The sequence below is a fragment of the Oceanospirillum linum genome (genome assembly GCF_001995095.2).
Lineage (GTDB): Bacteria > Pseudomonadota > Gammaproteobacteria > Pseudomonadales > Halomonadaceae > Oceanospirillum > Oceanospirillum linum.
In genome coordinates this window covers 1-15,483 of sequence record NZ_MTSD02000009.1, presented here as the reverse complement: position 1 = coordinate 15,483, position 15,483 = coordinate 1, and the positions used below count along the sequence as shown (strand labels likewise).

Sequence of the window (15,483 nt, the reverse complement as noted above, 5' to 3'; positions counted from 1 at the left end):
ACATATCTCCCGTTATATTAGAAGCGGTAGTGCGAGAATGCCTTGTTCGCTTCTGCCATGCGGTGAACGTCTTCACGTTTCTTAACAGCAGCACCTTTACCTTCAGCTGCGTCAAGAATTTCACCAGCAAGACGCAGATCCATGGATTTTTCACCACGGCTACGCGCTGCATCTACCAACCAACGCATAGCAAGAGCCATACGACGGGCAGGACGCACTTCAACGGGTACCTGATATGTAGCACCACCCACACGGCGGGATTTTACTTCCACCAAAGGCTGGATAGATTCAAGTGCTTTTTCAAACATTTCCAGCGGTTGCTCTTTGCTGCGCTCTTCTACTTTCTCCAGAGCACCGTAAACGATTTTTTCAGCAACAGATTTCTTACCGCTAACCATTACATGGTTCATAAACTTAGCCAGGCGCTCATTACCGAACTTAGGATCCGGGATAATTTCACGCTTTGCGGCGACGCGACGTCTAGGCATTGATAAGCCCTCTTCCAGGTCTTCAGGTAAATCCGGAATTTACTCCGGCCTTACTCTTATCGACAGAGATTAATTTATTAAGACTTAGGACGCTTGGTTCCGTATTTGGAACGGCCCTGTTTACGATCCTGAACACCAGAAGTATCCAAGCTACCACGAACTGTGTGATAACGAACACCTGGCAAATCCTTCACACGACCACCGCGGATCAGAACAACAGAGTGCTCCTGAAGGTTGTGACCTTCACCGCCGATGTATGAAGAAACTTCAAAACCGTTAGTCAAACGTACACGACATACCTTACGAAGAGCCGAGTTAGGCTTCTTAGGGGTAGTTGTGTATACACGAGTACATACACCGCGTTTTTGCGGGCAGCTTTGAAGAGCAGGTACGTCACTCTTCTCAACTTTACGCTTACGAGGTTTGCGTACCAACTGATTGATGGTTGCCATGAAAGCAGACTCCACGTTGTACACAAAAAAGACAGTGGTTAAACCACCGCCATACTAATTTAAGGAGGCGCATTGTATGTTGCCTCCCCTATACAGTCAAGGCCGGACATCATCCGGCCTTCACTCACTTCACCGCGAAGTAAATATTAATCTTCGCTGTTCAGCATTTCACTCAGAGCTGCTTCAACTTCACTGGCCGTCGGACCAGCCAAAGCTGCTTCAGCATCCTGAAGTTTTTGCTTACGATTGCTATGGTAAGTCAGACCTGTACCCGCAGGAATCAGGCGACCTACAACAACATTCTCTTTCAGACCACGGAGTTGATCGCGCTTACCGGTTACAGCAGCTTCGGTCAGTACTCTTGTGGTTTCCTGGAAAGATGCAGCAGAGATAAAGGATTCTGTTGCCAGAGATGCCTTAGTAATACCCTGCAGCACACGAGTGTACTTAGCCGGGAATTTATCTGCCTTCTCGAGAATCTCGTTCTCTTCCAGAACCTGAGATACTTCAACCTGATCGCCCTGAATAAAGGTAGAGTCACCGGATTCTGTGATCTCTGCTTTACGCAGCATCTGGCGGGCAATAACTTCGATATGCTTATCGTTAATGCCTACACCCTGCAAGCGATAAACTTCCTGCACTTCACTGGTAATATATTCAGCCAGTTTACTGACACCCAGAAGACGCAGAATATCGTGCGGGTTGGATGGGCCATCAGAGATCACCTCACCACGCTCAACTTTTTCACCCTCAAACACGTTCATCACGCGCCATTTAGGGATCAGCACTTCATAAGTCTCACCATTATCCTGAGTAATCTGGATACGGCGCTTACCCTTAGTTTCTTTACCGAAAGTCACAACACCAGAAACTTCAGCCAGCAGAGCAGGCTCTTTCGGACGTCGCGCTTCAAACAGGTCAGCCACTCGCGGCAGACCACCGGTAATATCTTTGTTACCACTGGATTCCTGAGGAATACGGGCAATAATTTCACCGACGCCAACTTCTTTGCCATCCTCAACGGTAACAACTGCATTACCAGGAAGCAGGTACTGTAGCGGTGTCTGTGAGTTCGGCATCGCAAGCTCATTGCCTGCTTCATCCAACAGCATAATCATTGGACGTAAATCTTTACCTGCTGCCGGGCGGGCAGACGGGTCGATAACCTCAATAGAGGAAAGACCAGTCAGTTCATCCTGGGTACGGGTAATGGTGATACCATCTTCCATCTGGTTAAACTTGGCGCGACCCGCCATTTCAACCACGATTGGGTGGGTGTGCGGGTCCCACTTCGCCAGAATCTGACCGGATTCAACCATGTCACCTTCACGAACACTAATTTCTGCACCGTATGGCAGCTTGTAGTATTCACGCTCACGGCCAGTTTCATCAGCCACCGCCAATGCACCGGAACGGGAGACAGCAACCAGTTTACCGTCTTTACGCTCTACAACCTTGATGTTGTGGAAGCGAACTGTGCCACCATGCTTAACCTGCACATTATCGATAGCTGACGCACGGGAAGCGGCACCACCAATGTGGAAAGTACGCATGGTCAGCTGGGTTCCAGGCTCACCAATCGACTGAGCCGCGATAACACCGACAGCCTCACCCACGTTAACCAGGTGTCCACGTGCTAGGTCACGACCATAACAGCTTGAGCAGACGCCATACCGCGTATCACATGAGATTGCAGAGCGTACAATAATCTCATCAACACCCATGGTATCCAGACGATCACACCAGGCCTCATCCAGCAGAGTACCGCGAGGAATCAGGATCTCGCCGGTATCATGCTTAACCACATCCTGCGCCACAACACGACCCAGAACACGATGTCCCAGAGGTACAACGATATCACCACCCTCAATCAGAGGATGCATGGTCAGGCCGTTTTCGGTACCACAGTCATGCTCAGTAACCACCAGATCCTGTGCCACATCGACCAAGCGACGTGTCAGATAACCGGAGTTAGCGGTTTTCAGTGCCGTATCCGCCAAACCTTTACGAGCACCGTGGGTCGAGATGAAGTACTGAAGTACGTTCAGACCTTCACGGAAGTTCGCCACAATCGGTGTTTCGATGATGGAGCCATCCGGCTTAGCCATCAGGCCGCGCATACCCGCCAACTGACGAATCTGTGCAGCACTACCACGAGCACCAGAGTCAGCCATCATGAATACAGAGTTGAAAGAGTCCTGCTCTTCCTCTTCTCCATCCCGGTTGATGACCGTCTCTTTCGAGATACCTTCCATCATAGCCTTAGCAACCTTATCGTTTGCTTTCGACCAGATATCGATAACCTTATTGTACTTCTCGCCCTGAGTTACCAGACCGGAAGAGAACTGCTGTTCAATCTCTTTAACTTCTGCTTCTGCTGCAGCAACAATTTGTGCTTTTGCATCAGGAATTACGAAATCGTTCACACCGATAGAAGCACCGGACAGAGTTGCCTGACGGAAACCTGTGTACATCAGTTGGTCAGCAAAAATAACAGTATCTTTCAGGCCGACACGGCGATACGAGTTATTAATCAGGCGAGAGATCGCCTTTTTGCTCATCGGCTGATTCACCAGATCAAAAGGCAGACCTTTCGGCAGTACGCGATACAGCATTGCGCGACCAACGGTGGTGTCTTTAATTGAAGTAACTTCTTCAATTTCACCATCGTCCTGTAATAGCTTCTCAGTAATACGCACTTTGACTTTAGCCTGCATGTGCACCTTACCGGCACCCAACGCACGCTCTGCTTCGTCAACACCACTGAATACCATACCTTCGCCTTTCGCGTTGATACGGTCACGGGTCATGTAGTACAGACCCAGTACAACGTCCTGAGAAGGAACGATAATTGGCTCACCGTTCGCAGGAGACAGTACGTTGTTGGTAGACATCATCAACGCACGGGCTTCAAGTTGTGCTTCGGTGGTCAGAGGCAGGTGAACAGCCATCTGGTCACCATCGAAGTCAGCGTTATAGGCCGCACAAACCAGCGGGTGCAGCTGAATCGCTTTACCTTCAATCAGAAGAGGCTCAAATGCCTGAATACCCAGACGGTGCAGTGTTGGTGCACGGTTCAGTAGTACCGGGTGTTCACGGATAACCTCAGCCAGGATATCCCATACTTCAGGCAGCTCACGTTCAACCATCTTTTTAGCAGCTTTAATGGTTGTCGCCATACCTTTTGCTTCCAGGCGCGCAAAGATAAATGGCTTGAACAGTTCAAGGGCCATTTTCTTCGGCAGACCGCACTGGTGCAGTTTCAGCTGCGGACCTACGGTAATTACAGAACGACCGGAGTAGTCCACACGCTTACCGAGAAGGTTCTGACGGAAACGACCCTGCTTACCTTTGATCATATCTGCCAAAGATTTCAGAGGACGTTTATTAGAGCCTGTAATCGCACGACCACGACGACCGTTATCCAGCAGGGCATCAACCGATTCCTGCAGCATACGTTTTTCGTTACGTACGATAATGTCAGGAGCGTTCAGATCCAGCAGACGCTTCAGACGGTTATTACGGTTAATCACACGACGGTACAGATCGTTCAGATCCGAAGTCGCGAAACGACCACCATCCAGAGGAACCAGTGGACGCAGATCAGGTGGCAGTACAGGCAGTACTTCCATGATCATCCACTCAGGCTTGTTACCTGATTTAAAGAAGGCTTCCAGCAGTTTCAGGCGCTTGGACAGCTTCTTAATTTTGGTTTCACTGTTGGTTTGCGGAATCTCTTCACGCAGGTGATTAATCTCTTCTTCGAGCTCGATGTCTTTCATCAGCTCCTGAATCGCTTCAGCACCCATGCGGGCATCGAAGTCATCACCAAACTCTTCCAGTGCTTCGTAGTACTGCTCATCGTTCAGCAGCTGACCACGCTCCAGAGTCGTCATACCCGGATCGATCACTACGAAAGATTCGAAGTAAAGCACGCGCTCAATATCACGTAAGGTCATATCCAGAAGCAAGCCGATACGTGACGGCAGAGACTTCAGGAACCAAATATGTGCAACAGGTGACGCCAGTTCAATATGACCCATACGGTCACGACGTACTTTAGCCTGTGTAACCTCTACACCACATTTTTCACAAATAATACCGCGGTGCTTCATGCGCTTATATTTACCGCACAGGCACTCGTAGTCTTTTACCGGACCAAAAATTTTGGCACAGAACAGACCATCGCGTTCCGGCTTGAAGGTACGGTAGTTGATGGTCTCTGGCTTTTTAACTTCGCCAAAGGACCAAGCGCGAATCATATCCGGCGATGCCAGAGTGATTTTAATCGAGTCGAATTCGTCGCTTTGTCCCTGTGCTTTCAGCACATTAACTAGATCTTTCATCGGCAACTGCTCCAAATGGAGTTACTGATGCGGGCCGCAGCCCGCATCGGAATTCATCTGCTTCAATCTGTTAAGCGATTAGCTTTCCAGATCAATGTCGATACCCAGAGAACGGATTTCCTTCACCAACACGTTGAAGGATTCTGGCATACCCGGTTCCATGCGATGGTCACCATCAACGATGTTTTTATACATCTTGGTACGACCGTTCACGTCATCCGACTTAACAGTCAGCATCTCCTGAAGGGTATAAGCCGCGCCGTATGCTTCCAGTGCCCACACTTCCATCTCACCGAAACGCTGACCACCAAACTGAGCTTTACCACCCAGAGGCTGTTGCGTTACAAGGCTGTAGGAACCTGTGGAACGGGCATGCATCTTGTCATCAACCAAGTGATTCAGTTTCAGCATGTACATGTAACCAACGGTCACAGGACGGTCAAACTGCTCACCGGTACGGCCATCACGCAGCCAAACCTGACCACTGTCAGGAATGTCCGCCAGACGCAGAAGTTCTTTGATCTCAGGCTCAGGGGCACCATCGAATACCGGTGTTGCAATAGGAACACCCTTACGAAGGTTCTGGGCCAGTGCGATCACTTCATCGTCCGTCAGGCTATCGATATCTTCTTTGTGGTTACCGACCTGATTATAAACCTTGTCCAGGAACTCACGAATTTGCTGTACCTGGTTATCACGCTGCTCCAGCAACATCTCATTGATCTTATCGCCAAGACCCTTAGCCGCCATACCCAGGTGAGTTTCAAGAATCTGACCCACGTTCATACGGGATGGTACACCAAGCGGGTTAAGAACAATGTCTACCGGCTCACCTTTGGCATCGTACGGCATATCTTCAATTGGCATAATCGCAGAGATTACACCTTTGTTACCGTGACGACCTGCCATCTTATCACCAGGCTGGATACGACGTTTGATAGCAACGTAAACTTTAACAATCTTCAGAACACCGGGAGCAAGGTCATCACCCTGCTGCAGTTTCTTCTTCTTGTCTTCAAACTTCTCGTCCATCTCTTTGCGGCGTTGCTCAAGCTGCTCATCAGCTTGCTGCAGAACCTCATTAAGAGACTCATCAGTCAGGGATAGCTTAAACCAGTCTTTACGCGGCAGCTCAGCAAGATAATCGCTTGTCAGCTTGTCACCTTTCAGCAACTTAGGACCACTCAGAACCTCTTTGCCATCCAGCTGACGACCCAGGCGTTCGAATGTTGCTTCTTCAGCAATGCGATACTCTTCCTGAAGATCCTTACGAACCTCATCAAGCTGAGACTGCTCAATAGCACGGGCACGACTGTCTTTCTCAACACCATCACGGGTGAAAACCTGAACATCGATAACCGTGCCTTTTACGCCTGTCGATACACGCAGAGAGGTATCTTTAACGTCGGAGGCTTTTTCACCAAAGATCGCACGCAGCAGCTTCTCTTCTGGTGTCAGCTGGGTTTCACCCTTCGGCGTAACCTTACCAACCAGAATGTCACCTGCGCCTACTTCAGCACCGATATAAACAATACCGGACTCATCCAGTTTACCCAGTGCGCTTTCACCAACATTCGGAATATCAGATGTGATCTCTTCAGGGCCTAACTTGGTATCACGGGATACACAGGTCAGTTCCTGAATATGAATCGTGGTAAAGCGATCTTCCTGCACAACCCGCTCGGAAACCAAAATGGAATCCTCGAAGTTGTAGCCGTTCCACGGCATAAAGGCGATGCGCATGTTCTGACCCAAAGCCAGATCACCCAGATCTACGGAAGGCCCATCAGCCAGAATGTCACCACGAGCAACGACATCACCAGGACGTACAATGGCACGCTGGTTGATACAGGTATTCTGGTTAGAACGGGTGTATTTGGTCAGATTGTAGATATCAACACCGGCTTCACCAGCGTCAGTCTCTGCATCGTTAACACGAATTACGATACGACTGGCATCCACAGAATCAATAACACCACCACGACGCGCTACGGCACACACACCGGAGTCACGGGCAACAAAACGCTCCATACCGGTACCGACCAACGGCTTGTCAGCACGCAGTGTTGGTACAGCCTGACGCTGCATGTTCGAACCCATCAATGCACGGTTCGCATCATCATGTTCCAGGAACGGAATCAGTGCCGCTGCAACCGAAACAACCTGACGTGGCGAAACGTCCATCAGAGTAACCTGATCCGGAGTCATAAAGGTCGTTTCACCTTTGTGACGTACCTGAACCAGCTCATCAACCAGCTGACCATCTTTAATGGTCGCAGAAGCCTGTGCGATGATGTACTGACTTTCTTCGATCGCAGACAGATAAGCCATCTCGTCTGTAACCATGCCATCGACCACTTTACGGTACGGTGTCTCAAGGAAACCGTAGTCATTCGTGCGGGCATAGGTCGCCAGGGAGTTAATCAGACCAATGTTTGGACCCTCAGGGGTCTCAATTGGGCATACACGGCCGTAGTGCGTCGGGTGTACGTCACGCACTTCAAAGCCGGCACGTTCACGGGTCAGACCACCAGGGCCTAACGCAGAAACACGACGCTTGTGAGTTACCTCAGAAAGCGGGTTGTTCTGATCCATAAACTGTGACAGCTGAGAAGAGCCAAAGAACTCTTTGATTGCTGCAGCAACGGGCTTGGCATTGATCAGGTCCTGAGGCATCAGGCCTTCACTTTCCGCCAGAGACAAACGCTCTTTAACCGCACGCTCAACACGAACCAGACCAACACGGAACTGGTTTTCAGCCATTTCGCCAACAGAACGGATACGACGGTTACCCAGGTGGTCGATATCATCAACTTCACCTTTACCGTTACGGATGTTGATCAGCTCACGTAAAACATCAATGATGTCTTCATGGCTAAGAACTCCGGATCCTGTATCTTCTGTCCGTCCGATACGACGGTTAAACTTCATGCGACCCACTGCAGACAGATCATAGCGATCTTCGCTGAAGAACAGATTAGCAAACAGTGCTTCGGCAGATTCTTTTGTCGGCGGCTCACCAGGGCGCATCATGCGATAGATCTCAACCAGTGCTTCCAACTGATTGCGAGTGCTATCGATACGCAGGGTGTCTGAGATAAACGGAACGCAATCCAGGTCATTGGTGTATAAGGTTTCAATAACCTTACAGCCAGACTGAGCCAGTTTCTCAAGAATCTCGTTATTGATTTCCGCGTTACATTCGCAGATAAGCTCGCCGGTCTTTTCATCAACCATGTCTTTCGCAATGACGCGACCAAACATGTATTCAACCGGAACCTTCAGCTTATCAAGACCCGCCTTTTCAATCTGACGGATATGTCGCGGTGTGATACGACGATCTTTTTCAACAATGACATTGCCATCATTGTCACAGATATCGAAGGATGCCGTTTCACCACGAAGGCGACTTGGCACCAGCTCCATGAACAATCCATCACGTTCAAAGTAGAACTTGTTGGTGTCAAAGAACATATCCAGCATCTGTTCGGACGTGTAGTTCAAAGCACGCAGAAGAACAGAGGCAGGTAGTTTGCGACGACGGTCAATACGAACAAAAACACTGTCTTTAGGATCGAATTCAAAGTCCAACCATGAACCACGGTAAGGGATCACCCGTGCTGAATATAGCAGTTTACCGGATGAGTGGGTCTTACCTTTATCATGATCGAAGAAAACACCCGGAGAACGGTGAAGCTGAGACACGATAACACGCTCGGTACCATTAATTACAAAGGTACCATTCTCAGTCATCAGGGGCATTTCGCCCATGTAAACTTCTTGTTCTTTAATATCCTTGATTGCCTTGTTCGATGACTCTTTGTCATAAATGACAAGGCGGACTTTAACGCGCAAAGGTGCAGCGTAGGTAACACCACGCAGTTGGCACTCTTTTACATCAAAAACCGGAGCACCCAGACGATAGCTAACATATTCCAGAGATGCATTACCGGAATAGCTTTCGATTGGGAATACCGACTTAAACGCAGCGTGAAGGCCTAAATCCTCCCGCTGTTCAATAGTTTTTTCTTCTTGCAGGAAGGATCGATAGGAGTCCAGCTGGATGGCCAGCAAATACGGCACATCCATGACATGGGGTAGTTTACCGAAATCCTTGCGGATACGTTTTTTCTCAGTATATGAGTAAGCCATCAGTATTCCCCAGCTTGTTCATCTGATCAGGCCACGACATGGATCTAACACATCCAGTTGATCGATGTCGATAAGTCTTCACACCGCCGATTAAAGCAGCAACGTGTTTAAAAGCAGTCAAGGATATTATGAACAGAAAAAGGCCGGCGGCGAATCGCCACCAGCCCACTGCAATTTTCAGCAGCGTCTGCTGTACTGCAAAGCTTATTACTTCAGCTCTACAGATGCACCAGCTTCTTCCAGCTGTGCTTTAGCAGCTTCAGCGTCATCTTTAGATACGCCTTCTTTAACTACAGCAGGAGCACCGTCAACCATAGCCTTGGCTTCTTTCAGACCCAGACCAGTGATTGCACGTACTGCCTTAATTACATTAACTTTCTTGTCACCAGCACCAGCCAGAACAACGTCAAATTCAGTTTGCTCAGCAGCAGCAGCTTCACCGCCCGCAGCACCACCAGCTACTACTGCAGCTGCAGCAGATACACCGAATTTTTCTTCCATTGCTTCAACCAGTTCAACAACGTCCATTACGGACATTTCAGCAACTGCATTGATGATATCTTCTTTAGTCAGAGCCATTATCTTAGCTTCCCAACGTTGTAGAGCAATTGTCGCTCATTAAAACCAAAATTCTTTATCGATAGAACAAGAAACGCTATTAAGCTGCTTCTTCTTCTTTCTGATCGCGAATAGCTGCCAGTACGCGTGCCAGCTTGCCTGCAGATGCTTCTTTCATAGTCATCATCAGGCTTGCAATAGCTTCGTCGTATGTTGGCAGTTTTGCCAAACGGTCAATATCCGCAGCCGCGATCAACTCTCCTTCGTACGCCAGAGCTTTAACTTCGAACGCTTCTTCTTCTTTAGCAAAATCTTTCAGAAGACGCGCTGCCGCACCCGGATGCTCCATAGAGAAAGCGATCAGAGTAGGGCCTACGAAGCTTTCTTTCAGGCACTCAAATGAGGTACCTTCAACAGCTAGGCGAGCCAACGTGTTACGAACAACACGTAGCTGTACACCGGCTTCACGGGCTTCTTTACGCAGGGCAGTCATTGCACCTACAGTAACGCCACGGGAATCGGCAACTACAACAGAAAGAGCAGACTGGGCAGCTTCGTTGACTTCAGCAACAATTGCTTTTTTGTCTTCGAGACGTAGTGCCACTTTACTTGCTCCTAAGCTATGAAGGCTATTGCCTTCTTCTTACCACCACCCCTTTTCAGGGAAGTAACGATGGTTGGGCACCAGAAAATCTGGCGGGCCATTCCATCTGCGCAGGACTCAGATCGAAATCTAAAATTAAGCCTAAACTCCTGCGGTCTTTGACGGAACTCCTGCACCTGACAAATTAATAGCCAAGCACCGAAGCCCCGCAAAGTTTAGTAACTGTCTTAAACCGCCAGATCGGAAATATCGATCGTCAGGCCAGGGCCCATAGTGGAAGACAGTGTAATTTTCTTCAGGTAAACACCTTTAGAAGCTGACGGCTTCAGCTTTTTCAGGTCAGCGACCAGCGCTTCAAGGTTACCTTTGATAGCATCGGCAGTGAAATCCACTTTACCAATACCAGCATGAATAATACCATTCTTGTCCGTACGGTAGCGAACCTGACCAGACTTAGCATTCTTAACTGCATTTGCTACGTCAGGAGTTACAGTACCAACCTTAGGGTTAGGCATCAGACCACGAGGGCCTAACAGCTGACCCAGCTGACCCACAACGCGCATTGCATCTGGAGATGCAATCACAACATCATAGTTCAGGTCGCCGCCTTTCATTTCAGCAGCCAGCTCATCCATACCTACAACGTCAGCACCAGCTTCTTTAGCGGCATCAACGTTGGCACCCTGAGTAAATACTGCAACACGTACATCTTTACCGGTACCGTTAGGCATAACAGTAGCGCTACGAACAACCTGGTCAGATTTACGAGGATCAACACCCAGGTTAACAGCTACTTCTACAGATTCTTTGAACTTGACAGTAGACAGTTCAGAAAGCAAAGCAATAGCTTCAGAAACGGTATATGCCTTTTCAGCATCTACCTTGTCACGAATCAGTTTAGCGCGCTTAGATAACTTAGCCATTTTACAGACCCTCCACGTTCAGACCCATACTACGGGCAGTACCAGCGATTGTACGAACGGCTGCATCCATATCAGCAGCAGTCAGATCAGGCTGTTTAGTGGTTGCGATCTCTTCAAGCTGAGCGCGAGTCACCGTACCCACTTTCTGGGTATTCGGGCGTGCACTACCGCTCTTCAGGCCTGCTGCTTTCAGCAACAGCACAGCCGCCGGAGGTGTCTTAGTTACAAATGTAAAGCTACGATCTGCATATACAGTGATAACAACTGGAATCGGCAGACCCGCTTCTACATCTTGAGTAGCCGCATTGAATGCTTTACAGAATTCCATGATGTTAACACCATGCTGACCCAGAGCCGGACCTACTGGAGGACTTGGGTTCGCTTTACCTGCACCAACCTGCAGTTTGATATAGGCTTCAACTTTCTTAGCCATTTTTCTCTCCTATGTGGGTATAACGCTTTTCAGCTTCCCGTTAAGACGACATGCGCCTGAAATTAGTCTTTTTCTACCTGGCCAAACTCAAGCTCAACCGGCGTAGAACGACCGAAGATAAGCACAGAAACCTGAAGCTTGCTCTTCTCATAATTCACTTCTTCGACGACACCGTTAAAATCTGCAAACGGTCCATCAATAACCCGAACAACCTCACCGGGCTCAAACAGAGTCTTAGGACGAGGTTTATCAGTCCGGTCTGCAACGCGTTGTAAAATAGCGTCAGCTTCGCGCTCAGTAATTGGAGCCGGCTTCTCAGCAGTACCACCAATAAACCCTAAAACCCGAGGTGTCTCTTTAACCAGGTGCCATGCAGAGTCATTCATCTCCATCTGCACCAGAACATAGCCAGGATAGAATTTTCGTTCACTTTTGCGCTTCTTACCGTCGCGCATTTCAACGACCTCTTCTGTTGGCACTAAAATCTCGCCAAACAGATCTTCCACCTCATGGAGCTTCACTCGCTCCTGCAGAGAACGCATCACATGCTTCTCATAACCTGAATAGGCATGCACAACATACCAACGCTTAGACATGTCTATTCCTCGATCAATTAACAACCATTGAGACCAACCAGCCAAGAAGGGTATCTATCCCCCAAAGCACAAGCCCCATAAACAAAACTGCTGCAAGAACAATCAGGGTTGTCTGAGTTGTCTCTTGGCGCGAAGGCCAAACAACCTTACGAATTTCTGCACGAGACTCCGCAGCCATATCTATGAAGCGGCGGCCTTTTTCGGTCTGCATCGCAACAAAACCAGCAACGACAGCAATAACCAAAACACCTAAAACGCGATATAAAGGCGAATATTCTTTAAAATAAAGATTTCCCGCCACTGCAACAGAGACAAGCAGAACTACCAAACCCCATTTAATACCATCAAAATTTGATGACTGGGTTTCCGCGTTGCTTTTCATGATGAACTCCTTAGATTTCGGCGGCTGCCGAGAAGGATATACCAGACGGGGAGATACTGGCAGGCCAGGAGGGACTCGAACCCCCAACAGCCGGTTTTGGAAACCGGTGCTCTACCAATTGAACTACTGGCCTAACACTTGCTCGCTGAGCCAAAAAAACAGCCCGAGCATTCTACTCTTGAGCACAAAGGCTTGCAAGCCAAAACGCTAAAAGCTACACAGAAAAAAACAGACGGATAAACCGTCTGCTTTTTCAAAACTGGAGCTCATGACCGGATTTGAACCGGTGACCTCTACCTTACCAAGGTAGTGCTCTACCAACTGAGCTACATGAGCCTTGGAGCGGGCAGCGGGAATCGAACCCGCATCATCAGCTTGGAAGGCTGAGGTTCTACCACTAAACTATGCCCGCAAGAAAAATGGTGGAGGGGGAAGGATTCGAACCTTCGAAGGCGAACCGGCAGATTTACAGTCTGCTCCCTTTGGCCACTCGGGAACCCCTCCGAGCTTAAACCTTGATGATAACCATATAGCTATCAGGCTTTTCGCTTGTGCCTCTTGCGGCAACGGGGCGTACTATACCAACCCCATTACCCTCTGGCAAACCTTTTTTTAAGTTTTTTTCCTTTTTTATTCAAAGCAGTAGCGCAAGCCACGAATAACAAGGGTTCTGTCAATTTCAGCATCCAGTCCATATCCGGCTTCCAAAGCCTTTTCGGCATCACCACCTGTTAAGACAAAGAGTTTATCTTCAGACTCCATGTGCTGAATATCAGCAAGCCAGGAAAATACCATGCGATTAATGCCATGATCAACGCAGCATTCAGTGTTATGGCCAGGCTCCAGCCTGGACGAATTACCGCCAAATCCTACCTGAGCAGTATGGACACCCAAAGCCTCCTTCATAAGTCTATATCCAGGTGTAATATAACCCCCAAGATGCATTCCGGTGTCGTCAACAAAGTCTGCAGTAATCGCAGTTCCAAGATCTATAACACTAAAGCTCTTCTGGTTTTCGACCCACAAAGCGAGCATGGCTAACCAGCGGTCTACCCCCAGCCTGGATTCATCATCATAGGCAACTGTTAGCCCCTTATGGCACTTGGTAACTCTTGCAACTCTTACAGCTGGGGTTATCGACTGAGACCAGTTGGCGATCTCCTTATGACGAGATACTGTTGCCACTCTAACTTCATTCACTCCCTGCAATGGTAACGAATCAAAGCTGTCTGCATATTTAATTTCAGGGCTATCTGCAGCCATGAACTTGATCCGAGTGTTACCAACGTCCACCAGGAGTAGTTTACTTAGCTCTGACACTAACTTCTCCACCAGCAAAAGTACGAAGGGTTCCATCTCTAAGGCGAACCTGAATATTACCCCGACCATCTAAGCCTTCAGCCACGCCTTCGATCTCCAACGCACCCAAAAATACCGTCACAGGTTTCCCCGCAAGGAAGTCATATCTTTCCCACTCAGACAGAAGATCAGAAGCCTTTCCTAAAACAATTTGATCGAGCCTTTCATAAATACTGCGTATCAGTGCAGTAGCTACTTCTTCGCGACGTACATCAGTGTATTGATCTACCGCCGTAAATGGCTGATCAATACCCTCCTGAGGAAGGCTTGAGTTAGTAAAGTTAATGCCGATTCCGATCACCACATTGCACTGACTTGAAAGATCCCCATCAACCTCTATCAGAATTCCTGCCAGCTTACTGCCATCCGCATAGACATCATTTGGCCATTTAACCTTAACGTCGGCTACTCCCCTGGCCTCCAGCACTTGTGCAACGCTAATGCCCACTTCAAGACTCAGGGTTTCAAGCGAGGCTGCACCAACAGGTAAAGCTGCAGCACAGGACATATAAAGGTTCGCACCATAAGGACTTAGCCAGTTACGCCCTCTGCGCCCACGACCTGCTGTTTGCTGTTCCGCGAGTACAACACTAAAATTATCCGGCCATTGTCCCTTTTTTTCTACTACCGCATCCTGAGCATCAGTATTAGTACTGCCGGTAATCGCATTCAGTTGAACATCCAGCCCATCAGCTTTTATAAGCGCCTTATCAAGAGGATCAAAGGAGTACTTTAACCGATACCCTTTACTCTGCTCACGCTCTATTCTTAAGCCTATAGCTTCCAACTTCTGTATTCGTTTCCAAATTGCAGCGCGACTGACCCCCAACAACTCAGCCAACTGAACACCACTATGCCACTCACCATCAGAAAAATAATTAATCAGATCAGAATTATCCACAACAGCACCTCATAAAAACCAGAGACCACTATAACCCTCTGCCAAGCTTTCGGCACCCGCCAGTCTCTTTTAATAATCTGTTTACCAGGCGTACTACCCTATCATTCATGTCAAGCCTAAATCCCGGGCATAAAAAAACCCCGCTTCAATGAAGCGGGGTTTTTTTGGGCTGTCTGTGTACTATTTACACAGTCAGCCAGTATAAGGCGCTTGACGATGTCCTACTCTCACATGGGGAGACCCCACACTACCATCGGCGCTGAGCAGTTTCACTTCTGAGTTCGGAAAG

General features: G+C 48.6%; 12 protein-coding genes, 4 tRNA genes and 1 rRNA gene. All 17 read right to left on the bottom strand.

What is annotated here, in order from left to right:
* Nucleotides 1-17 precede the first annotated feature (17 nt).
* Nucleotides 18-488, bottom strand: a complete 471-nt coding sequence (gene rpsG / locus BTA35_RS14945) for a 30S ribosomal protein S7 (protein WP_078320624.1) — start codon at nt 486-488, stop codon at nt 18-20.
* Between the two features lie 77 nt (nt 489-565).
* A complete protein-coding gene (gene rpsL / locus BTA35_RS14940; RefSeq protein ID WP_028304195.1) occupies nt 566-940 on the bottom strand; it encodes a 30S ribosomal protein S12 in 375 nt (124 codons plus the stop codon).
* A 146-nt stretch (nt 941-1,086) separates the two neighbouring features.
* Entirely contained in the window at nt 1,087-5,286 is a 4,200-nt protein-coding gene (gene rpoC / locus BTA35_RS14935) for a DNA-directed RNA polymerase subunit beta' (RefSeq protein WP_078320623.1), read from the bottom strand.
* Nucleotides 5,287-5,364: 78 nt separating this feature from the next.
* A complete protein-coding gene (gene rpoB / locus BTA35_RS14930; protein WP_078320622.1) occupies nt 5,365-9,438 on the bottom strand; it encodes a DNA-directed RNA polymerase subunit beta in 4,074 nt (1,357 codons plus the stop codon).
* 207 nt (nt 9,439-9,645) lie between these two features.
* Nucleotides 9,646-10,017, bottom strand: coding sequence for a 50S ribosomal protein L7/L12 (gene rplL / locus BTA35_RS14925; protein ID WP_078320621.1), 372 nt, complete (start codon nt 10,015-10,017; stop codon nt 9,646-9,648).
* Between the two features lie 79 nt (nt 10,018-10,096).
* On the bottom strand, nt 10,097-10,600 hold the full coding sequence (gene rplJ, locus BTA35_RS14920; RefSeq protein WP_078320620.1) for a 50S ribosomal protein L10: 504 nt from the start codon (nt 10,598-10,600) through the stop codon (nt 10,097-10,099).
* A gap of 227 nt (nt 10,601-10,827) precedes the next feature.
* On the bottom strand, nt 10,828-11,523 hold the full coding sequence (gene rplA / locus BTA35_RS14915; protein ID WP_078320619.1) for a 50S ribosomal protein L1: 696 nt from the start codon (nt 11,521-11,523) through the stop codon (nt 10,828-10,830).
* Between the two features lies 1 nt (nt 11,524).
* The gene (gene rplK, locus BTA35_RS14910; protein ID WP_078320618.1) at nt 11,525-11,956 is read right to left on the bottom strand and encodes a 50S ribosomal protein L11; all 432 of its coding nucleotides are present in this window, start codon (nt 11,954-11,956) and stop codon (nt 11,525-11,527) included.
* A 62-nt stretch (nt 11,957-12,018) separates the two neighbouring features.
* On the bottom strand, nt 12,019-12,552 hold the full coding sequence (gene nusG / locus BTA35_RS14905) for a transcription termination/antitermination protein NusG (protein WP_078320617.1): 534 nt from the start codon (nt 12,550-12,552) through the stop codon (nt 12,019-12,021).
* 13 nt (nt 12,553-12,565) lie between these two features.
* Nucleotides 12,566-12,934 carry a preprotein translocase subunit SecE gene (secE, locus tag BTA35_RS14900; RefSeq protein ID WP_078320616.1) on the bottom strand — a complete coding sequence of 123 codons (369 nt, stop codon included), beginning with the start codon at nt 12,932-12,934 and terminating at the stop codon, nt 12,566-12,568.
* A gap of 57 nt (nt 12,935-12,991) precedes the next feature.
* Nucleotides 12,992-13,067 (bottom strand) — tRNA-Trp (locus BTA35_RS14895).
* Nucleotides 13,068-13,194: 127 nt separating this feature from the next.
* A tRNA-Thr gene (locus BTA35_RS14890) sits at nt 13,195-13,270 on the bottom strand.
* A 2-nt stretch (nt 13,271-13,272) separates the two neighbouring features.
* Nucleotides 13,273-13,346: transfer RNA gene (locus tag BTA35_RS14885), tRNA-Gly, on the bottom strand.
* 8 nt (nt 13,347-13,354) lie between these two features.
* Nucleotides 13,355-13,438: transfer RNA gene (locus BTA35_RS14880), tRNA-Tyr, on the bottom strand.
* Between the two features lie 126 nt (nt 13,439-13,564).
* On the bottom strand, nt 13,565-14,290 hold the full coding sequence (locus tag BTA35_RS14875) for a type III pantothenate kinase (protein WP_274378436.1): 726 nt from the start codon (nt 14,288-14,290) through the stop codon (nt 13,565-13,567).
* Nucleotides 14,238-15,194 (bottom strand): biotin--[acetyl-CoA-carboxylase] ligase, encoded by a 957-nt coding sequence (locus BTA35_RS14870; protein ID WP_078320614.1) that lies wholly within the window; start codon nt 15,192-15,194, stop codon nt 14,238-14,240. The genes BTA35_RS14875 and BTA35_RS14870 overlap by 53 nt, the downstream gene beginning before the upstream one ends.
* A 208-nt stretch (nt 15,195-15,402) precedes the next feature.
* A 5S ribosomal RNA gene (gene rrf / locus BTA35_RS18950) occupies nt 15,403-15,483 on the bottom strand; the annotation flags it as partial.